Annotated in this window: 22 protein-coding genes and 3 tRNA genes; 13 read left to right on the forward strand and 12 right to left on the reverse strand. The window is 51.1% G+C overall.

From position 1 onward, the window contains the following. Positions 1-49: 49 nt before the first annotated feature. From yjjG to J4645_RS14815, 3 genes are read right to left on the reverse strand one after another with little or no spacing between them, the layout of a single operon-like run. Positions 50-727 (reverse strand): pyrimidine 5'-nucleotidase, encoded by a 678-nt coding sequence (yjjG, locus tag J4645_RS14805; protein WP_208208994.1) that lies wholly within the window; start codon positions 725-727, stop codon positions 50-52. A 21-nt stretch (positions 728-748) separates the two neighbouring features. After that, complete coding sequence (rimI, locus tag J4645_RS14810; RefSeq protein WP_001092434.1) at positions 749-1195, reverse strand: ribosomal protein S18-alanine N-acetyltransferase; 447 nt, start codon at positions 1193-1195, stop codon at positions 749-751. After that, on the reverse strand, positions 1140-1577 hold the full coding sequence (locus J4645_RS14815) for a DNA polymerase III subunit psi (protein ID WP_000204003.1): 438 nt from the start codon (positions 1575-1577) through the stop codon (positions 1140-1142). Before J4645_RS14815 ends, rimI begins: the two co-directional genes overlap by 56 nt. 102 nt (positions 1578-1679) lie before the next feature. Between J4645_RS14815 and rsmC the strand changes: the two genes are divergently transcribed. The 4 genes from rsmC to J4645_RS14835 all read left to right on the forward strand — a co-directional run bounded on the left by rsmC (position 1680) and on the right by J4645_RS14835 (position 3217). Beyond that, complete coding sequence (rsmC, locus tag J4645_RS14820; protein ID WP_001272293.1) at positions 1680-2708, forward strand: 16S rRNA (guanine(1207)-N(2))-methyltransferase RsmC; 1029 nt, start codon at positions 1680-1682, stop codon at positions 2706-2708. 190 nt (positions 2709-2898) lie between these two features. Further along, positions 2899-2985 (forward strand) — tRNA-Leu (locus tag J4645_RS14825). A 27-nt stretch (positions 2986-3012) separates the two neighbouring features. Next, a tRNA-Leu gene (locus J4645_RS14830) sits at positions 3013-3099 on the forward strand. A 31-nt stretch (positions 3100-3130) separates the two neighbouring features. Continuing rightward, positions 3131-3217 (forward strand) — tRNA-Leu (locus J4645_RS14835). A gap of 31 nt (positions 3218-3248) precedes the next feature. Here the strand turns inward: J4645_RS14835 and J4645_RS14840 are convergent. Then, positions 3249-3485, reverse strand: coding sequence for a DUF1435 domain-containing protein (locus J4645_RS14840; protein WP_000941878.1), 237 nt, complete (start codon positions 3483-3485; stop codon positions 3249-3251). A gap of 250 nt (positions 3486-3735) precedes the next feature. Between J4645_RS14840 and J4645_RS14845 the strand changes: the two genes are divergently transcribed. From J4645_RS14845 to J4645_RS14855, 3 genes are all read left to right on the forward strand, one after another. Beyond that, positions 3736-4800: a GGDEF domain-containing protein gene (locus tag J4645_RS14845; protein WP_000211204.1), complete on the forward strand. Its 1065-nt coding sequence runs from the start codon at positions 3736-3738 to the stop codon at positions 4798-4800. Positions 4801-4920: 120 nt separating this feature from the next. Then, positions 4921-5709: a siderophore-iron reductase FhuF gene (fhuF, locus tag J4645_RS14850; protein WP_001645896.1), complete on the forward strand. Its 789-nt coding sequence runs from the start codon at positions 4921-4923 to the stop codon at positions 5707-5709. A gap of 150 nt (positions 5710-5859) precedes the next feature. After that, positions 5860-6318, forward strand: coding sequence for a YbaK/EbsC family protein (locus J4645_RS14855; protein ID WP_000058269.1), 459 nt, complete (start codon positions 5860-5862; stop codon positions 6316-6318). A gap of 50 nt (positions 6319-6368) precedes the next feature. On the opposite strand, the gene bglJ is transcribed toward J4645_RS14855, so the two are convergent. Together bglJ and J4645_RS14865 are read right to left on the reverse strand one after the other, a co-directional pair. Next, the gene (bglJ, locus tag J4645_RS14860) at positions 6369-7043 is read right to left on the reverse strand and encodes a DNA-binding transcriptional activator BglJ (protein WP_000431546.1); all 675 of its coding nucleotides are present in this window, start codon (positions 7041-7043) and stop codon (positions 6369-6371) included. Next, positions 7004-7729 (reverse strand): response regulator transcription factor, encoded by a 726-nt coding sequence (locus J4645_RS14865; protein ID WP_000936659.1) that lies wholly within the window; start codon positions 7727-7729, stop codon positions 7004-7006. The genes bglJ and J4645_RS14865 overlap by 40 nt, the downstream gene beginning before the upstream one ends. A gap of 711 nt (positions 7730-8440) precedes the next feature. On the opposite strand from J4645_RS14865, the gene J4645_RS14870 reads away from it, so the two are divergent. The 6 genes from J4645_RS14870 to opgB all read left to right on the forward strand — a co-directional run bounded on the left by J4645_RS14870 (position 8441) and on the right by opgB (position 14176). Then, entirely contained in the window at positions 8441-9217 is a 777-nt protein-coding gene (locus J4645_RS14870) for a threonine/serine exporter ThrE family protein (protein ID WP_001674846.1), read from the forward strand. Then, entirely contained in the window at positions 9208-9681 is a 474-nt protein-coding gene (locus J4645_RS14875; protein WP_000511329.1) for a threonine/serine exporter, read from the forward strand. Before J4645_RS14870 ends, J4645_RS14875 begins: the two co-directional genes overlap by 10 nt. A 92-nt stretch (positions 9682-9773) precedes the next feature. Further along, positions 9774-10313, forward strand: a complete 540-nt coding sequence (gene dnaT, locus J4645_RS14880; RefSeq protein ID WP_000098578.1) for a primosomal protein DnaT — start codon at positions 9774-9776, stop codon at positions 10311-10313. Positions 10314-10315: 2 nt separating this feature from the next. Next, on the forward strand, positions 10316-11053 hold the full coding sequence (dnaC, locus tag J4645_RS14885; RefSeq protein ID WP_000799924.1) for a DNA replication protein DnaC: 738 nt from the start codon (positions 10316-10318) through the stop codon (positions 11051-11053). Positions 11054-11110: 57 nt separating this feature from the next. After that, positions 11111-11602 carry a DUF2501 domain-containing protein gene (locus J4645_RS14890; protein WP_001090316.1) on the forward strand — a complete coding sequence of 164 codons (492 nt, stop codon included), beginning with the start codon at positions 11111-11113 and terminating at the stop codon, positions 11600-11602. Positions 11603-11884: 282 nt separating this feature from the next. Further along, positions 11885-14176 (forward strand): phosphatidylglycerol--membrane-oligosaccharide glycerophosphotransferase, encoded by a 2292-nt coding sequence (opgB, locus tag J4645_RS14895; protein WP_023214708.1) that lies wholly within the window; start codon positions 11885-11887, stop codon positions 14174-14176. A 133-nt stretch (positions 14177-14309) separates the two neighbouring features. On the opposite strand, the gene J4645_RS14900 is transcribed toward opgB, so the two are convergent. Genes J4645_RS14900 through J4645_RS14925 form a run of 6 tightly spaced genes read right to left on the reverse strand, consistent with a single transcriptional unit; the run spans position 14310 to position 18941 of the window. Next, on the reverse strand, positions 14310-15320 hold the full coding sequence (locus J4645_RS14900) for an SIS domain-containing protein (protein ID WP_023214707.1): 1011 nt from the start codon (positions 15318-15320) through the stop codon (positions 14310-14312). A 17-nt stretch (positions 15321-15337) separates the two neighbouring features. Next, positions 15338-16399: an SIS domain-containing protein gene (locus J4645_RS14905; RefSeq protein WP_000075417.1), complete on the reverse strand. Its 1062-nt coding sequence runs from the start codon at positions 16397-16399 to the stop codon at positions 15338-15340. A 12-nt stretch (positions 16400-16411) separates the two neighbouring features. Beyond that, positions 16412-17260, reverse strand: coding sequence for a PTS system mannose/fructose/sorbose family transporter subunit IID (locus J4645_RS14910; protein WP_000178065.1), 849 nt, complete (start codon positions 17258-17260; stop codon positions 16412-16414). Continuing rightward, on the reverse strand, positions 17238-18017 hold the full coding sequence (locus J4645_RS14915) for a PTS mannose/fructose/sorbose/N-acetylgalactosamine transporter subunit IIC (protein ID WP_000228866.1): 780 nt from the start codon (positions 18015-18017) through the stop codon (positions 17238-17240). The genes J4645_RS14910 and J4645_RS14915 overlap by 23 nt, the downstream gene beginning before the upstream one ends. 25 nt (positions 18018-18042) lie before the next feature. Next, positions 18043-18504 (reverse strand): PTS system mannose/fructose/N-acetylgalactosamine-transporter subunit IIB, encoded by a 462-nt coding sequence (locus J4645_RS14920; RefSeq protein ID WP_000634729.1) that lies wholly within the window; start codon positions 18502-18504, stop codon positions 18043-18045. A 14-nt stretch (positions 18505-18518) separates the two neighbouring features. Beyond that, entirely contained in the window at positions 18519-18941 is a 423-nt protein-coding gene (locus J4645_RS14925) for a PTS sugar transporter subunit IIA (RefSeq protein WP_000820693.1), read from the reverse strand. Positions 18942-19030: the final 89 nt, after the last annotated feature.

The following is a 19030-nucleotide window of genomic DNA, read 5'->3' on the forward strand; positions in this document are numbered from 1 at the left end:
TTGAATACGAAAAATGCGGCTATTTTACCCATCAACCAGGGGGAGGCAATCAGTGTTTACACAGGAGCTGCTCCAGTTCGCTTAATGACGCCACAGTCCAGGTTGGATGAATACCCGCGGGCTGCTCGCGATGATGCGCGTTAAGCCAGCAGGTCGACAGCCCGGCGTTAATGCCGCCAAGAATATCGGATTCCGCGGTATCGCCAACCATTAATACGCGCGAGCGGTCAGGATTCCCCGCCTGCTCCAGGGCGTAGTTAAAGATTTTCGGATCGGGCTTCGCGACGCCAACCTGCTCGGAAATCACCAGCAGATCGAAATACTCGCGCAGCCCGGTGTGCTCCAGACGAGTTTGTTGTAGCGCGGTAAAACCGTTAGTAATAATACCGATTTTAGCCTGCCCGCGAATCGCATTAAGTAGCGAAACGGCGCCCGGCAAAGGAGAACAGATCTCCGCCATCGCACTAATAAAAGCGTCATTCAGCAGCCCCGGCGCAACGTTTAGCCGTTCAGCCCAACTTTGAAAACGCGCGTGCTGCAATTGTAATGAGGTAATCGCGCCGTTCTGATAATCCACCCATAGCGGCTTATTCACGGCCTGGTAATCCTGGAAATCCTCAGCGGTAAAGGTGACGCTATAGTCAAGGAACATCCGCTGTAAGCCGGTGAAAGAATCAAACGTAAACAGCGTTTCATCGGCATCAAAGAAAATCCAGTCCCACTTCATCATTACACCTTGCCTCTTTTATTACATGCTTATCGGTAACGCCATGATGATGGCGTCCTCATGCCCTTGTGCCGTGGGATAGTAATTGCGGCGAATCGTCGCCTCGTTAAACCCCAGACTTTCATACAGCGCGATGGCGGCAGCGTTAGAGGCGCGTACCTCCAGCCATAGCGTTACAACACCGCGCTTTTCCAGCTCATCAATCAGATGCTCAAGCAGCATACGCCCCAGCCCCCGACGCTGAAAATCCGGATCGACGGCAATATTGAACAGCGTCGCTTCGTCCAGCACCACCTGTGTAATGGCAAACGCGGCCATTCTGTCAGCAGCGGTCAGCTTAAGATTGAGATACCGTTCGCCCTGGTTGCCGAAAAACGTTTTTTCGCTCCACGGAAACGCATGAGCGCGTTGCTCAATCTGCCAGGCTGCGGGGAGATCGGTCGTGCTGAGGATAGAAATCGTGTTCATGTTCGCAGATTTGTTGCCATAGTGCGGCGCGTGCCGCCGGGTTTGCCCGGAGTTCATTAAACGCCGGCGTCGTGACCTGAGCGCCTTCGAGTTGGAGCGGCGCGTCAGTTCCTAACCGCCAGCTATTACAACGGCTGCCCTGCGGCAGCATGGCGACGCGCTCAGGCGCCAGGGATAAAACCTGATCGGGACTCACGGTCAACGCGCGTAAAATATCGCGCATTAGCGGCTCGTTCAGCGCGGGTAATTCCTCTGCAACCACGATCAGACGAACGTGCGCGGGAAGGGAAATCGCAATCTCGCCTTGTAGCGCGCCAGGACGTCGCAGCGCCCACTGCGTAATACCCAGTTGCTGTAACTGCCAGTCTCGTCGGGATGTCATAGCGAAACGCTCCTGTAATCAGGGGCGCAAATATAGCAAATCTGTCGAATCTCCGCCATCAAACTACTATAATCGCCGCCAGTCTGAATTAAGGAGCATTCCATGTCTGCTTTTACCCCGGCAAGTGAAGTCTTGCTGCGCCACAGTGATGATTTCGAACAAAGCCGTATTCTTTTTGCCGGAGATTTGCAGGATGACCTGCCCGCGCGCTTTGAATGCGCCGCCAGCCGCGCGTATACGCAACAGTTTCACCACTGGCAGGCGTTAAGCCGCCAGATGGGCGATAACGTCCGTTTTAGCCTGGTCGCGCAAGCCAGCGATGTCGCTGACTGCGATACGCTGATCTACTACTGGCCGAAAAATAAACCCGAAGCGCAGTTCCAGTTGATGAATATTTTGTCGCTGATGCCGGTGGGCAGCGATGTTTTCGTCGTGGGGGAAAACCGCAGCGGCGTGCGTAGCGCCGAACCGATGCTGGCGGACTATGCGCCGCTGAACAAAGTAGATAGCGCGCGACGTTGCGGCCTTTACCATGGTCGTCTGGAAAAGCAGCCGCAGTTTAGTCTTGAATCCTGGTGGGCCGAGTACAACATCGACGGGCTGACTATCAAAACGTTGCCGGGCGTATTCAGCCGCGACGGACTGGATGTCGGTAGCCAACTGCTGCTGTCTACGCTGACGCCGCACACCAAAGGTAAAGTGCTGGATGTCGGCTGCGGCGCTGGCGTGCTTTCCGCCGCGCTGGCCAGCCATTCGCCGAAAGTGCGCCTGACGCTGTGTGACGTCAGCGCTCCGGCGGTGGAAGCCAGCCGCGCCACGCTTGCCGCTAATGGTCTTGAAGGCGAGGTATTCGCCAGCAACGTCTTTTCGGAAGTCAAAGGACGTTTTGACATGATCATCTCCAACCCGCCGTTCCACGACGGAATGCAAACCAGCCTCGATGCGGCGCAAACGCTCATTCGCGGCGCAGTGCGCCATCTGAACAGCGGCGGAGAGTTACGCATCGTGGCGAACGCCTTTCTGCCCTATCCTAAGATTCTGGATGAGACTTTTGGCTTCCATGAAGTCATCGCGCAAACTGGGCGCTTTAAGGTTTATCGTACCGTGATGACCCGTCAGGCGAAGAAATAGTTGGCCTGATAAGCGCAGCGCCATCTGGTTGCATGTGCCGGATGGCGACGCCAGGCGTCTTATCCAACCTACGTCTCGCGCCCATTTTTGCAGCAATCAATCTATCCCATGCAATTAACTATTGACGAATAGCTGAAAACCACTAGAATGCGCCTCCGTGGTAGTGATTCTTTTCAAGAATCGATGGTATGCGAAGGTGGCGGAATTGGTAGACGCGCTAGCTTCAGGTGTTAGTGTCCTTACGGACGTGGGGGTTCAAGTCCCCCCCCTCGCACCAAAACCACGTTGATATTGCTCGCACTGGGCGAAGGTGGCGGAATTGGTAGACGCGCTAGCTTCAGGTGTTAGTGTTCTTACGGACGTGGGGGTTCAAGTCCCCCCCCTCGCACCAACGAGGCGATATCAAAAAGTAAGATAACTGTGCGAAGGTGGCGGAATTGGTAGACGCGCTAGCTTCAGGTGTTAGTGTCCTTACGGACGTGGGGGTTCAAGTCCCCCCCCTCGCACCAATTATCTTATCCTTCCTTTGTCTCTTCATTTTCATCCCTGATTCCAGTTCATCATTGCCAACATCATGCCGCCAATAAGCGCTATACACGATGGCAGCAGTACAAAATGCCGTAATTGTTTGTGATACAACATCAGCGCAGACAGTAGCAATCCTGATACAATCAACAGCTTCAGCGCATAAGCTGACAGGCCGATAAACGCCAGTCCAACAATAATCACTCCAGGCAATAATACGCCCCATCCGCTGCCTAACGTTCGCTGCAACATGGTTTCACCTCTGGAATTGATAATGATAACTAATATCATATGATATATTTTCTCATTTGTCAGCCAGGGAGGAAGCTAAAGAGATGAGTTTTACTTAACGGTTGATGACACGTATTCAGTAAGGTGATAAATTGTCCGACTGTTAACGTAAAAACAACAACACCTCGCTTTAGGCGACCTTTTCTCATACGTTATTTTCATGTTGGCGCCCGATTCCGTGTATATCACCGATAAATAACGACAATTACCCATGACAACACCATCCTGGCGGTCGCTTCGTATTAAGAAGTATCAGTTTTCTTTACGTCTTTTCTTGTTTCTCAACGCCGTGTCGGCGCTATTTACTCTCGTTTTCCCCCTTTATCAAATCAATGTATTTTGCACGCCAATGATTGGGATAATGGTCCTGAGCGTATTACTGTTGATATGGCATGGGAAATATGGACAAAAAAGAATTAATCTCCCCTTTATCTCCCTACTCTTTGGGGGAATATGGGCGGCGCATATTGCGCTAAAGTATCCGGCATTAGGCCATTATGATTTCTCTTTTTTACTGATTTCCCTGCTTAGCGTTCTGTTTATCGGCTCGATAGCCTTTGCCGCGAATATCGTCGCGTTTACGCTCTATTCGCTACCGCCAGTCGCGGTCTGCCTGTGGCTGAATGGTAATGAACAAGGTTTGCGAATTCTCTATTTGCTGGCCCTGCCAATGGTGGGAATCGCTATTCAACATGTTATCCAGAAACGCTACGATAACTTTGCCCAGCAGCTCATGTTTAAGCTGCTGGCCGAGCGGGAAACCCTCAATGGCCTGAGTATGCTTGATCCATTAACCGGCTTATATAACCGCCGTGGCCTGCAAAATCGGCTGGATACGTTACAGGCGCCGGGCAGCCATGAACACTACGTCCTGCTATTGGATATCGATCATTTCAAAGCGTATAACGATCACTACGGTCATATGATGGGCGATCAGGCGTTAATTCGCGTCTCAGCGGCAATTCGGGACGCCGTGCGATCGCGCGATGTCGTCTGCCGTTTTGGCGGGGAAGAATTTCTGGTGTTGCTGACCACCGCAGAACCACAGCAAGCCCGCGCTACCGCAGAACGTATCCGACAGGAAGTATACGATCTTAAAATCCCGCATATGTTTAACGAAAGCGTCGCCACCAATGTCACTGTCAGTATCGGCATTGCGCCCCTGACGGATCGCAATATCGGAGACGCTATCGAAAAAGCGGATAAAGCGCTCTACGAAGCCAAGCATCTTGGACGTAACCACATTCTGGTCAGCGACGACATGCGCGCCCTATGAATCCTGCTGGCGTAATCGTGCTACGCCAACAGCGTTAACCATAAACCGCTTGCCATCGTTTATCGCTATCGATAGGATTAGCAATCATTATCATTTAGATTAACATCATTAAACTGCGCTATGGCCTACCGTTCCGCACCGATTGCTGACGATATTATCTGGCGAGCTGCTCCCCAGCCGGAAGACGCCTCGCTGGCGGACGCAGTACGCGAGACGATCGCCTCTACCCGTGAGCACCTGTTGGACTTCATTCGGCTGGATGAAACGCCGCCGCCAACGGCGATGACTCTTGCCCAGTGGACGCGCCCCGCGACGTTTCGTTCATTGCTGGCCGCCTATTCCGATCACATCTATCGCCACACGCCAGGCCTGCCACGTGAAAATAAGCCGTTACTCTCCCTGTGGGCGCAATGGTATATCGGGCTGATGACGCCGCCGCTGATGCTGGCATTACTGACGCAAGCGCGCGCTATCAATGTCTCGGCAGAACATATTCACGTTGAATTTCATGAAACCGGGCGCGCCGCATGTTTCTGGCTTGATGTGCATCAGGATAACCTGACAACGGGGCGTTCCCCGGAAGAACGAATGGAAACGCTGGTAGTCTCCGCACTACAGCCGGTCATTCAGGCGCTGGAGGCGACTGGCGACATCAACGCGAAACTTATCTGGAACAATACCGGTTATTTAATCAACTGGTATCTGACTGAGATGAAACCGCTGCTTGGCGAAGCCCTGCTGGCAACGCTACGCCAGCGCTGTTTTTTTGAAAAGCAGCTATCCGACGGTCAGGATAACCCGCTGTGGCGGACCGTCGTAATGCGCGACGGTCTTCTGGTACGCAGAACCTGCTGCCAACGTTACCGCTTACCTGACGTACAGCAGTGCGGCGACTGCACGCTAAAGTAAACTGCGTTACGTTGCCTTCAGTTATCGTCACGGCTTACTGCTGCTGGCCTGTCACATTATTATATTTACAGCTGCGCTCTCCGTATGCCAAATTACGTTTTGCCATTTTTGGGTCTACCGTGGCTATTGGTAAGGTCTCAGGAGAGAAGAATGAGTCTGCAATCTGTACGGCAATTTCTGGCCGATCATGCTCCCGATATTGAAATTATCGAATTAAATCAAAGTACAGCGACAGTCGAACTGGCAGCCAAAGCGCACAATGTAGAGCCAGGGCAGATAGCTAAAACGCTCTCGCTTAAAGTAAAAGACACTATTATCCTGGTGGTCGCCAAAGGCGATGCCCGCCTGGATAATAAGAAGCTTAAAAGCACTTTCGGCGCAAAAGCCCGTATGTTGAGCAGCGATGAAGTGGTCAATGCAACCGGACATCCTGTCGGCGGCGTATGTCCCTTTGGGCTGGAGCACCCGCTGCCCGTTTATTGCGACATCTCTCTGAAGGGGTATAACGAAGTATTGCCTGCCGCAGGCGCCACGCACAGCGCAGTACGCATCGCGCCGGAAAGAATGGCTGAACTGACATCGGCGACCTGGGTAGACGTGTGCCAATAACGTGCCTGACCCCCGGATTCCCCGAACAAGCACGGCGCATCCGGCGCGGGCTATACCCGATGCTGGAGCGCGGTAGCATCTCCGGCGCGCAGATATAACAGAATATCCGCCGCATCGAGTAACCCGGCATCAGAACTCACGCCCAGCTTGGACATCACATTAAACTTATGCGCCCGGATAGTCTTAATGTTACGTTCTAACTGGACGGCAATTTGCGGCATTGAGTAGCCGTTCGACATAAAACGCAGAATCTCCCGCTCGGTTGGACTAAGCATACAATTCTGGTGAAGTTCCCAAAGATTATCTGTACGCTCCGTTGTCCGCCGGGCGCTATTAAGCGATGTAAATAAGGCATCCTGTAAAACATCCAACGGCGACGCTTTGCTGATGACCCCATCCAGCGGCAGCGGGGATAGCGCGCTGATTAAGCGGGCTTCAGCATCATCATCTGCAATCACCAGACGCCGCATATGGGGATAATTTATCGCCAGTTCCGTCAGGCTGGATAATCCTGTCCGGCGTTCAGTTCTTAACGCAGAAAGAGAAAAAATAACGGCAGAAAACGGCGTCTTTAGCGCAGCCTTATAAAACGCGGATGGTTTTGAAAAAATATGAAGCGTATGTCGGCAATCCGGCATTGCATCAAATAGCCCTTTAATACCAATGGTGCTCATCACGCATTTTTCTACGAGCGCAACATTTCTCTTGCTGATTCTGTTTTCCATTCCATGGTTTCTCCATATACCGAAGGTAGGTTCAATTCTCTGGCTCCCTGAGAACTGTTTATCCATGCATACATCTCTGCATTACTGTGTATTGATAAGCGTCGCATGGCGCTATTTTTTTGGGCGCTAATTGTTTTATTACTTTTTTTAAGTAATGCCGCAATTTGGTTAATGCCCCACCCTTTTCCTAAAAGGCGTAATACTTTTCGTTCAGACAGCGTAAGGACAATCGGCCTGTCGTGGGACTGCTGAATTTCAGACGGTACCTGAGGCGATAATAACGTTTTGCTTATTCTTTCCGAACGAGCGTTTCCCGCATGGATAACGCTAATAAGATTCTCGATTGGCTCTTCGTCTGAAAGCAAGGTGCTGACGGGGCCCATCAGGAGATCAACCGCATGTGGATAGCTGGATTTAGGAACCAGAAATACCCAATGTATGTCGCGATATTGCGAGAGTAAGCTATAAAAATATTCGCAGATAGCACGGGGAGAGGCATTGTTAACTGCTAAATCAGCAATAACTAAATTACTTCGACGTAGTTGTAGCAGCGTTAGCTCTTCTATCGTACGGCAATACGCCAGTTTATAATCGGGGAAATTACCTGTTATAGCCCCTTTAAGGCCTTCCTGTATAAGGGGGGTTTTACTGATAATAAGTCCATTTTTGCAGCATCCTGGCAGCATAATTCCTCCGCACCCACGCCGCCCCTTTTCATTGTCCCATTAATAAAAATACTATTAACAATGAGCGCAAAGAAATATAAGCCGAGTGGATTAATTATCCTTGTTTTATTTTTAAAAATATAACATTGATTGCGCTACAATCCACATAGCACAAAAACATGAAATCACTATCGCATAGTTACTCATAAAACCAGAAGCAAGACAATTAAATTAACTAAATTTGCACATTAGTAATTCTAACGAAACTCATCATATTAATAAATTTAAAATATGAGTTCGTCCTTCATTCATATTGCTGAATCCTGAAATAAAAGCCCAACAATACTGACTGTCACCCATAAAATCCATGTAATATCTGCAAATTACACTAAGTCACGCCTATTTTTACACCTGCTGCTCACGCCATTGTTGTAAAACAATTAATGCATGTCGTTGATAAAATTCACCACATCATTGATTCAAAAATGAACGGCCAGGCTGGCATAATGTCTCTATTCTGGAAACGGACATACGAGAACCGTCGCCCATAAGGATATCCTGCCTGTGACGAAGCGCACGTCTCAGAAAGCTTATGCGTTGCGTCTGGCGGTTGACGTTTTTATCAACAAGAAATTGATCTTAACCAACGCCATCATGCCTGCGCTTCGTGTTAAAAAGGAAGCCTCTGTCATAGTGGCGGCGCATAAAATGTCTTTTCGGACAGGACGAGTCATGCAAGAAGAGCAATCAATTCAACGAGCAGTAACACGGTTATGTATTCAATGCGGGCTGTTTTTATTGCAGCACGGGGCGGAAAGCGCACTGGTTGATGAGCTTTCCACCCGCCTCGGTTTGGCGCTCGGTATGGATAGCGTCGAAAGCGCGATCTCCTCTAACGCCATTGTACTGACGACCATTAAAGACGGACAATGTCTGACATCGACACGTAAAAACCAGGATCGCGGCATTAATATGCACGTCGTCACGGAGGTTCAGCATATCGTTATCCTTGCGGAACATCGTCTGCTGGATTACAAAGGCGTGGAAAAACGTTTTAGCCAGCTCCGCCCGCTGCGTTATCCGCGCTGGCTGGTGGCGTTTATGGTCGGTCTTTCCTGCTCCTGCTTTTGTAAGCTGAATAATGGCGGCTGGGATGGCGCGGTTATCACCTTTTTCGCCAGTATGATAGCCATGTATATTCGCCAGATGCTGGCGCAGCGGCATTTACATCCGCAGATCAATTTTTGCATTACCGCCTTTGTCGCTACCACGATTTCCGGGCTGATGCTCACCCTCCCCGCCTTTAGCCAGACGCCCACTATCGCCATGGCGGCGAGCGTACTGCTACTGGTGCCGGGCTTTCCGCTGATTAATTCCGTCGCAGATATGTTTAAAGGACATATTAATACCGGGCTGGCGCGCTGGGCTATCGCCAGCCTGTTGACACTGGCCACCTGTGTGGGCGTAGTGATGTCAATGACAGTATGGGGGCTACGAGGATGGGTATAATCGACTTTTTACTGGCGCTAATGCAGGACATGATCTTGTCTGCGATCCCCGCCGTCGGGTTTGCGATGGTCTTTAATGTTCCCCACCGGGCACTTCCGTGGTGCGCGCTACTGGGGGCGCTGGGTCATGGCTCGCGTATGCTGATGATGAGCGCTGGCTTTAATATCGAATGGTCGACGTTTATGGCTTCGCTGCTGGTCGGCAGTATTGGTATTCAGTGGTCACGCTGGTATCTCGCTCACCCTAAAGTGTTTACCGTCGCGGCCGTGATCCCGATGTTTCCGGGGATTTCCGCCTATACCGCGATGATTTCCGCAGTAAAAATTAGCCATCTGGGCTATAGCGAACCAATGATGATTACGCTGCTAACCAATTTTCTGAAAGCCTCTTCCATTGTTGGCGCGCTCTCAATTGGCCTCTCTGTACCGGGATTATGGCTGTACCGCAAACGCCCCCGCGTGTGATCGGTGGAACGCCTCCTGCTGTTCTTACAGGTCTGTGTGGTACTATAAAAACAGTCGCCCTTCTCGGTTGTTGTTCCATATTGAGAAACATTATGTCTTCCAGAATTTTAACGTCGGACGTCATCGGTATTGACGTCCTTTTACACGATCATCATGCTGTGCTGGCGAAGTCAACGGGCGGCGCAGTGGCGGTATTCGCTAATAATGCGCCTGCCTTTTATGCCGTGACGCCTGCACGCATGGCTGAACTGCTGGCGCTTGAAGAAAAGTTATCACGTCCGGGAAGCGATGTGGCGTTAGACGCGCAATTTTACGAAGAACCCGAAGCCGCCCCCGTTGCGATTCCCTGCGGAAAATTCGCCATGTATCCAGCCTGGCAACCGGATGCGGATTTTCAGCGTCAGGCTGCCCTTTGGGGCGTGGCGCTTCGGGAGCCGGTCACCGCAGAAGAGCTGGCGGCGTTTATCGCCTACTGGCAGGCGGAAGGTAAGGTTTTTCACCATATCCAGTGGCAGCAAAAGCTGGCGCGCAGCGTGCAAATCAGCCGTTCCAGCAATGGCGGAATGCCGCAGCGCGACATCAATAGCGTCAGCGAACCTGACAATCATATTCCACCAGGTTTTAGGGGGTAACGATGAAAAATGTTGGCGACCTGATGCAGCGTCTACAAAAAATGATGCCTGCGCATATTACGCCGGCGTTTAAAACGGGCGAAGAACTGCTGGCGTGGCAGAAAGAGCAAGGCGAGATCCGGGCGGCGGCGCTGGCGCGGGAAAACCGGGCAATGAAAATGCAGCGCACCTTTAACCGTTCCGGCATTCGACCGCTGCATCAGAACTGCTCGTTTGATAACTATCGGGTTGAGTGCGACGGACAAATGAACGCGTTAAGTAAAGCCCGACAGTACGTTGATGAATTTGACGGCAATATCGCCAGCTTTGTCTTTTCCGGCAAGCCGGGAACCGGTAAAAATCATCTCGCCGCGGCTATTTGTAATGAGCTGCTGCTGCGCGGAAAGTCGGTACTGATTATCACCGTAGCGGATATTATGTCAGCGATGAAAGACACGTTCAGCAATCGGGAAACCAGCGAAGAGCAGTTGCTTAACGATCTGAGTAACGTTGATCTGCTGGTGATCGACGAGATCGGCGTGCAGACCGAATCCCGTTATGAAAAAGTGATCATCAATCAAATTGTCGATCGTCGTTCCTCGTCAAAACGTCCCACCGGCATGTTGACGAACAGCAATATGGAAGAGATGACGAAAATGCTTGGCGAACGCGTCATGGACCGTATGCGTCTCGGCAACAGTTTATGGGTTAATTTTACCTGGGACAGTTACCGCAGCCGGGTGACGGGTAAAGAGTATTAAATTGCAACGTGCGCCAGGGCGATACAACGCCTGGCTGGCATAACACAGGTGATTACCATGAATACAGCGAAACATGTTCTGTGCTGCGCGGCGGTCGCCTGCGTACTGATTTCCACCAGCGGTATCGCCGCCTCCTGGCAGGATTCGCTTTCCAGCGCCGCCAGTCAGTTAAGCGCTCAGGGCGCGAACGCACAGCAGGGCGGGATGTCGCTTTCGGCGCTAACCGGTCTGCTCAGCAACGGCGCCCAGTCGCTCAGCGCTGATAATATGAATAATGCCGCCGGAATTTTGCAGTACTGCGCCAAACAGAAGCTGGCGTCCGCTACCAACGTGGAAAACGTTAAAAATCAGATTCTGAACAAGTTGGGGTTGGATACTACACAGCAGGAGCAGGACACTAACTACCTGAACGGCCTGCAAGGGTTGCTCAAGACGAAGGACGGCCAGCAGTTGAACCTCAATAATATCGGCAGTACGCCGCTGGCGGAAAAGGTGAAAACCAAAGCTTGCGATCTGGTGTTGCAGCAAGGGCTGAATTTCCTTTCCTGACTGCGTTTTTCTGACCGTGCGCCACGCCGGGACGTCCTGATAAAAGCCGTGTTTTGGCCCTTTACCCGCCAGCACGGCATTAACCCGACTTTTCCTTTCGTCTTTTCCTGTTATTAACCGCTATGTCAGGAAGTGATGCCGATCAAAAAAACAACTTTCTAAACTCATTCTAAATAGTAGCGCCGTGTAAAGTCATTAGAATTGCAGCAATGTGACATCGCTATTACATTGTTAGAAATTTTTTCCTGCCAGCGATAAGCCTGGTTTATTGAGGATCGTCAGTTGTCCGAGTTGCTCTCTGTCGCTCTGTTTCTCGCCTCTGTGCTGATATATGCCTGGAAGGCGGGCCGTAACACCTGGTGGTTTGCCGCCACTCTCACGGTGCTGGGACTTTTTGTCATTCTGAATATTACCCTGTATGCCAGCGACTATTTTACCGGCGACGGGATCAACGACGCAGTGCTTTATACGCTCACGAATAGTCTGACGGGAGCGGGAGTCGGCAAATATATTCTGCCGGGAATCGGCATTGCCCTGGCGTTAGTGGCGGTATTTGGCGCGCTGGGATGGGTACTACGCCGCCGCCGTCACCATCCTCATCATGTCGGTTACAGCCTGCTGGCGTTACTGCTGGCGTTGGGTTCGGTCGACGCCAGTCCGGCGTTTCGCCAGATTACCGAACTGGTAAAATCACAAATGCGCGATGGCGATCCGGATTTTGCCGTTTATTATAAAGAACCAGCAAAAACCATTCCTCATCCGAAGCTCAATCTGGTCTATATCTACGGCGAGAGCCTGGAACGGACCTATTTTGATAATGACGCTTTCCCCAATCTCACGCCAGAGTTGGGCGCGCTTAAAAATGAAGGGCTGGATTTCAGCCATACCATGCAACTGCCGGGAACGGATTACACCATCGCCGGGATGGTGGCTTCCCAGTGCGGTATTCCGCTGTTTGCGCCGTTTGAGGGCAATGCCTCAGCGTCGGTTTCCAGCTTCTTCCCGCAGAATATCTGCCTCGGCGATATTCTGAAAAACTCCGGCTACCAGAACTATTTCGTGCAGGGCGCTAACCTGCGTTTTGCCGGGAAAGACGTGTTCCTGAAATCACACGGATTTGATCATCTGTACGGCGCTGAAGAGCTGAAAACGGTGGTGGCAGACCCGTCTTATCGTAACGACTGGGGCTTCTACGACGATACGGTGCTTGATGAGGCATGGAAGAAATTTGAAGCGCTTTCCCGCTCAGGCCAGCGTTTTTCGCTGTTTACGCTGACCGTAGATACTCACCACCCGGACGGGTTTATCTCACGCACCTGCAACCGCAAACGCTACGATTACGACGGCAAGCCCAACCAGTCCTTTAGCGCCGTAAGTTGCAGCCAGGAAAACATCGCCGAGTTTATCAACAAAATCAAAGCGTCACCGTGGTTTAAAGATACCGTTATCGTCGTCTCTTCCGACCATCTGGCGATGAACAATACCGCCTGGAAATACCTGAATAAGCAAGATCGCAACAATCTGTTTTTCATTCTGCGCGGCGATAAACCACAGCAGGAGACGCTGGCGGTCAAACGCAACACGATGGACAACGGCGCAACGGTGCTGGATATTCTCGGCGGCGATAATTTTATCGGTCTGGGACGTAGCAGCCTTTCCGGGCAGTCGCTGTCGGAAGTGTTCCTGAATGTAAAAGAGAAAGTGCTGGCGATGAAGCCGGATATCATTCGCCTGTGGAATTTCCCGAAAGAGATAAAAGATTTTACCGTCGATCGGGACAAAAACATGATCGCGTTTTCCGGGAGCCACTTCCGCCTGCCGTTACTACTGCGCGTATCGGATAAGCGCGTCGAGCCGTTACCGGAAAGTGAATACTCCGCTCCGCTACGGTTCCAGTTGGCCGACTTCGCCCCGCGCGATAATTTCGTTTGGATCGATCGCTGCTACAAAATGGCGCAGCTATGGGCGCCGGCGCTGGCGCTCTCCACCGACTGGTGCGTCTCGCAGGGGCAGCTTGGCGGGCAGCAAACCGTACAGCATGTCGATAAAGCGCAGTGGCAGGGTAAGACTGCGTTTAAAGACACGATGATCGATATGGAACGCTACAAAGGCAACGTCGATACCTTAAAGATTGTCGATAACGATATTCGTTATAAAGCTGATAGCTTTATCTTTAATGTCGCGGGCGCGCCGGAGGAGGTGAAGCAGTTTAGCGGCATTTCCCGGCCGGAGTCCTGGGGGCGCTGGTCAAATGCGCAGTTGGGCGATGAGGTTAAAATCGAATATAAAGCGCCGCTGCCGAAAAAGTTTGATCTGGTGATCACCGCCAAAGCCTTCGGCGACAACGCGAATCGGCCGATTCCGGTACGCGTAGGCAACGAAGAACAGACGCTGGTGCTGGGTCACGATGTGTCCACTATCACGCTGCATTTCAACAACCCGACGGATGCGAATACCCTAGTCATTGCGCCGCCCGCTCCCGTCTCCACCAACGAAGGTAATATTTTGGGCCATTCGCCGCGCAAATTGGGGATTGGCATGGTGGAGATCAAAGTGGTGAATGTTGAGGGTTAAAAGAGAATGTCGTATATGCCGGGTGGCGGCTGCGCCTTACCCGGCCTACACATCATCTTTATCAATAAACTGGCGCGTAGGCCTGATAAGCGAAGCGCCATCAGGCACTGTATATGCTACACGCCCCTTTCTGTTAATAATCGAACTGACGGTAGTAACGACGAATATCCAGACTGTGGCCGGTATATTTCTCAAAGTGCGCCGCCAGTCGGTCAACTAACAATGTCGAAACAACACACGGCGCCATGATCCAGCGGAACTCATCATCAATACCGTCCAGCGCATACGCTTTCGGATCAATCACCACCAGGTTATCGGTAATCTGACTGGCGAAGCGCTCAACGCGTTCATCCAGCACGCGGCATTTCCCTTCCCCTTTCACCAGAATGAGCGGCACCTCTTTTTCCAGCAGCTCCAGAGCGCCGTGGAAAAATTCCGCAGAGCTGACGGGGCGCGTGCGCTTCCACTGCATCTCTTCCAGGATACACATGGAGAACAGATAGACCTCGCCCCACATCTCCGCGCCGCCGACCCACATCATATAATCGCTGTTATGATAACGGCTGGCGATAGCATCGGCCTGCGGATCAAATTTTTGTTTCGCTTTCAGCAGATTCGCCGGCAGAATTTCCAGTTGGCTGGCGAAGCGATCGTAACTGGCGAATTCGTTATTGCGCGACAGCACGCGGAAAAACAGCCAGTACAGCAGCATATATTCATATTCCACGCCATTTTTGTGACGCATCGGAATATGCCATGTCGCCGCCTGCGCCAGCGGAGAGTCCGCATTTTTGGTAATAGCGACTACGCGTATTCCCTGCGCTTTACACCACTCGGCGATCGCCACCGATTCTTTGGTATCACCGGATTTAGACAGCGTAATAACCACAGAGTCTTTATTCAGCCGCTTATTTCCTTTATGAATTAATTCTGCCGCCTGCTCAACATAAACCGGCAACGTTGTTAATTCTTTGGCAAATTCATTAATTGCCATCATTGGCGCCAGTGAACCGCCAACAGAGGCGAAAAATAAAGAACTGAACCCGTCCTGATAAATCTCGTCAGCAACCTGTTCTGCCTTCTGGCGCGCAGCGATGATCTCACGAGCACTCGTCAGGTACTCGTCCTGATTAAAACCCAACATATTTTTCTCCTGATTGTTCAGATTTTACTTTTTAAAACGCGATCGAAATCGTCAAAAATGCGTACCGAAAGGTCGATGCCTTTCAGTGAGGCGATATGAAACGCCATGAGTTGTACCGGCACAATCAACAGCAATGGCGAGAAATGGTGATCAACCGCCACATCCAGCGCAAGCGTCTGGTCATCCTGTGCCGCCTTCGCCAGCGTGAGAGTAAAGGTTTTGGCGACCGCAGGCGTCATATACTCCCGTAGCGCCCTGGAGCGCGCGTCGGGCCGGTCCTCAAAGAAGAACATCACATGTTCCGCATTGGCTTCCAGATACGGGCCGTGCATATAGGCTTCCAGCTCAAACCCGCTTGAGGGAACACGCACCGTCTCGGTAAATTTAGTTTCCAACTCTTTTGCCACCCCAACCAGCGCGCCGTAGCCTATCGCCACAAAACGCGTCCCGTTTCGTAAAACGGACTGGTGCTGGTGAATAAACGCTTCCGTACGCACGATAACCAACGGCAGGGTTGCCGCGATGCGTTGAAGCTGCGCCACATACTCCTCGACCTGCGATTCCGTCAGTCGCTGCTGCTGACGGGCAATTAACAACGCGATAAGCAACAGATTCAGTACCGTCGCGCTAAATCCACGGGTAACAAAGCCGACGGACTCAATCCCGGTCAGAATATCCAGTGGATAATCGCTGGCCTTGCCAAAAGGGCTTTGCGGATCGGCGGTCAGAGCGAATACCGGACGTCCCTGCGCCTGAACTTTACGCATCGCCTCCAGGGTGGAAGCGCTTTTCCCGCTCTGGGAAATAGCAATAACCATATCGGCTTGCGGATCGCTATTCTCATAATGACTAAAGGTGTACGGCTCTTTAATATCGATAGAGATACCGCAGCGCTCAAAGAAATAACGGGCGCAAAAGGCGGCATTCAATGACGATCCGGTGGCTAATATCAGGATTCGCCGTAACGTTTTTTGGCTGGCGAACCGCGATACTTCTTCCAGCGACTGGCGATGGCGGAGAATAATATTCGCCAGGACGTCAGACTCTTCGTTAATATAGGTCAGCATGGTTGGTGACATTGTGTATCCCTCTTAAAATAACCCTATCCAGGAACCGAAAATTCCCACCAGCGCAATACCGCCAATGATGGTTAACGGTTTCACTTTTTTCCCTAACAGCCAGTACACAATGGCGAAGCTAATTAACGGCAGCAGACAAGGCATGATGTCGTTAATAATGTCCTGAACATGGGTTTTCGCCTCTCCCGTACCAAACGTAATGGGAATGGTGATATCAATCATGGAGGCCGTCATCGCGCCAACCACCATCAGACCGATAATCGAGGCGCCATAGGTTAGGCTTTCCATCATTCCGCTTTGCTGAATACGTTGCAGTACGCCGGTTCCCAGCACATAGCCCCAGCGGGTAAAGAACCATCGGGCCAGAATATGCGGTACGTTAAACACCAGCAGAAATAAAATCGGCCCCAGAATATTGCCTTTCAGCGCCAGACTGGTACCGATGCCAGTGGCGATAAGACGCAATGTTCCCCAGAAAAAAGAGTCGCCAATACCCGCCAGCGGCCCCATTAACGACGCTTTGACGTTATCGATAGAACTGGCGTCCATCTCTTTCTGCTGGCTATTTTTCTCCTCCATCGCCACGGTAATACCGAGGATCAACGTCACAATGTGCGGCGTGGTATTAAAGAAAGCCAGATGGCGTTTTAGCGCTTCGGCAAGATCTTCTTTTCGGCTATACAGTTTCTTTAATACCGGAATGAGCGTATAGACGAACGCCAGGTTCATTTGTCGTTCATAGTTCCAGGAAAACTCCATCTGGAATGACCGCCAGAAAACGCGGCGTAAATCACGCGCGGTGACCAGTCCTGTGGTTTCCGCCTGCTGGCGGTCTTTATCAGAAATCATCTTCATCGTCATGAGACGCTCCTTGCGCAGGTGCCGGTTGCGAGGCCGCAAATTTCGGCATATTGACCATCACGACGGCGACGATCGCGCCAAGAATCGCAATACCCGTCACCGGAATTTTTAAATACGCCATTAAAACAAAACCGAGGAAAAAATAGGGGGCGACCTTTTTATTAATTAATAAGCGCGCCAGCATGGCAAAACCCAGCGCGGGAATAATACCGGTGGCAACGCTTAATCCATGTTTAATAAACTCTGGAATGGCATCCAGAAAACCTTTAACCATATTCACGCCCGCTAAATAAGAGACCGTGACGATAATCCCCAACGTCAGCGACAGCCCAATGCCGGAGATTAAATGCATACGCTCAATGCCCCGGGTATCCCCTACCTCAGCGTAAGCATCGGCTTTATGACAGAGCAACGGAATAAACATTCCGTTATAGATATTTTTCACAATTAACGCCAGTGTCGCGATAGGCAAACCTAATAACAGCGCGGTTTCCGCCCCGGCGCCGGAATTAATCGCAAAGGCCACACCTAAAATACCGCCAGTGACCACATCCGGCGGCAGCGACGCACCCACCGAAAAGGAACCGATAAACGCCAACTCCAGCGTCGCGCCCATCACAATTCCGGTTTCCATGTCGCCCAGCACCAGTCCGGTTAACAGTCCGGTCACGATAGGTCTGGAAATCAGCGACGTCCCTAATGCATATTCAGACTGGGCGATAAACGCCACCAGTCCAAGTAAAAGCGCCTCTACCATAATATGTCCTCAGGAGGGTATCCGCTCAGGCAAAAAGTTGTTTACGATCGTTAGGCACCAGCCGAATTTCTATCTCTACTCCGCCAGCCGCCAGCTCCCGAAGTTGAGTCATTTCATCCGCTAACAGATTGATGGCTTTAGCAATATTCTGACTCCCTTCACGCACCTTCGTGCCGCCTAAATTAATACTTTTAATGTCGGGTAATTCGCGCGCCAGCCGGTACGCATCCGCCACGGATTCAACAACAATAAAAAGTTTATATTTATCGGTAACGCCGCTTTTTATCGCTTCAATTGAATCGGCAATATTTTTAATAACCAGCTTCACCGCGGGCGGCTTCGCCATTTTAATGGTGGTTTTACGCAGGTCATCATTAGGTACGCTGTCGTTGGCAATTAAAATACAGTCGGCGCCAACGTACTGCGTCCAGGAAAAGGCGACCTGTCCATGTAATAAACGATGATCCACCCGTAAAAAAACAATCATGACGCTTCCTCCCCTTAAAAATCTTTATCGCTTTGCATGGCGCTGGTGATAGTTTGATTGCAGTACTGAATATTTTCTTTTGAATCCGCTAACGCCGTCATTATGGTATGCGTGGTATTGCCATCGTTTTCCGACATAAAGAGATCGATAACCAGCGGCAGGTTAATCCCTGCCAGCAGATGAAAATTTTCCCGTGATAAATAACGGACAAATTCATTATTCACGCTGCCGGCAAAAATATCGGTCAGCGCAATAATTTCATCTTCCGGCGGGATCCGGGCAATTAGCGTATCTACCTGCTGGCTTAAATCCACGCTCTCTTCAACGTAAGCGCACAGCGTCCAGACATTTGACCGTTTGCCTAAAATCAGCTCCACGGAGTTTAAAACCCCGCTGGCCAGCGTGCCGTGGCTGGCGAAAATATAATGTCTCTTCATCCTGACCTCTAAAACACATTCCACTGTGATAAAAGAGAGCAAGCGGCGTGCCAGAAAAAGTGGCGCGCCGAAAAAAGATGCGGGTTAAC

It is taken from the genome of Salmonella sp. 32082101201600294FB01SM01 (genome assembly GCF_017572865.1).
GTDB classification, from domain to species: Bacteria; Pseudomonadota; Gammaproteobacteria; order Enterobacterales; family Enterobacteriaceae; genus Salmonella; species Salmonella enterica.

Excerpts from the sequence above, each read along its gene's own strand:
- J4645_RS14855 (WP_000058269.1), top strand. The coding sequence starts at position 5,860 with ATGAGTCTGCAATCTGTACGGCAATTTCTGGCCGATCATGCTCCCGAT.
- dnaT (WP_000098578.1), top strand. The coding sequence starts at position 9,774 with ATGTCTTCCAGAATTTTAACGTCGGACGTCATCGGTATTGACGTCCTT.
- J4645_RS14865 (WP_000936659.1), bottom strand. The coding sequence starts at position 7,729 with ATGCTGCCAGGATGCTGCAAAAATGGACTTATTATCAGTAAAACCCCC.
- J4645_RS14925 (WP_000820693.1), bottom strand. The coding sequence starts at position 18,941 with ATGAAGAGACATTATATTTTCGCCAGCCACGGCACGCTGGCCAGCGGG.
- J4645_RS14900 (WP_023214707.1), bottom strand. The coding sequence starts at position 15,320 with ATGTTGGGTTTTAATCAGGACGAGTACCTGACGAGTGCTCGTGAGATC.
- J4645_RS14910 (WP_000178065.1), bottom strand. The coding sequence starts at position 17,260 with ATGACGATGAAGATGATTTCTGATAAAGACCGCCAGCAGGCGGAAACC.
- rsmC (WP_001272293.1), top strand. The coding sequence starts at position 1,680 with ATGTCTGCTTTTACCCCGGCAAGTGAAGTCTTGCTGCGCCACAGTGAT.
- J4645_RS14875 (WP_000511329.1), top strand. The coding sequence starts at position 9,208 with ATGGGTATAATCGACTTTTTACTGGCGCTAATGCAGGACATGATCTTG.
- J4645_RS14845 (WP_000211204.1), top strand. The coding sequence starts at position 3,736 with ATGACAACACCATCCTGGCGGTCGCTTCGTATTAAGAAGTATCAGTTT.
- fhuF (WP_001645896.1), top strand. The coding sequence starts at position 4,921 with ATGGCCTACCGTTCCGCACCGATTGCTGACGATATTATCTGGCGAGCT.
- yjjG (WP_208208994.1), bottom strand. The coding sequence starts at position 727 with ATGAAGTGGGACTGGATTTTCTTTGATGCCGATGAAACGCTGTTTACG.
- bglJ (WP_000431546.1), bottom strand. The coding sequence starts at position 7,043 with ATGGAAAACAGAATCAGCAAGAGAAATGTTGCGCTCGTAGAAAAATGC.
- J4645_RS14890 (WP_001090316.1), top strand. The coding sequence starts at position 11,111 with ATGAATACAGCGAAACATGTTCTGTGCTGCGCGGCGGTCGCCTGCGTA.
- J4645_RS14915 (WP_000228866.1), bottom strand. The coding sequence starts at position 18,017 with ATGGTAGAGGCGCTTTTACTTGGACTGGTGGCGTTTATCGCCCAGTCT.
- J4645_RS14840 (WP_000941878.1), bottom strand. The coding sequence starts at position 3,485 with ATGTTGCAGCGAACGTTAGGCAGCGGATGGGGCGTATTATTGCCTGGA.
- dnaC (WP_000799924.1), top strand. The coding sequence starts at position 10,316 with ATGAAAAATGTTGGCGACCTGATGCAGCGTCTACAAAAAATGATGCCT.
- J4645_RS14920 (WP_000634729.1), bottom strand. The coding sequence starts at position 18,504 with ATGATTGTTTTTTTACGGGTGGATCATCGTTTATTACATGGACAGGTC.
- J4645_RS14870 (WP_001674846.1), top strand. The coding sequence starts at position 8,441 with ATGCAAGAAGAGCAATCAATTCAACGAGCAGTAACACGGTTATGTATT.
- J4645_RS14815 (WP_000204003.1), bottom strand. The coding sequence starts at position 1,577 with ATGACATCCCGACGAGACTGGCAGTTACAGCAACTGGGTATTACGCAG.
- rimI (WP_001092434.1), bottom strand. The coding sequence starts at position 1,195 with ATGAACACGATTTCTATCCTCAGCACGACCGATCTCCCCGCAGCCTGG.
- J4645_RS14905 (WP_000075417.1), bottom strand. The coding sequence starts at position 16,399 with ATGTCACCAACCATGCTGACCTATATTAACGAAGAGTCTGACGTCCTG.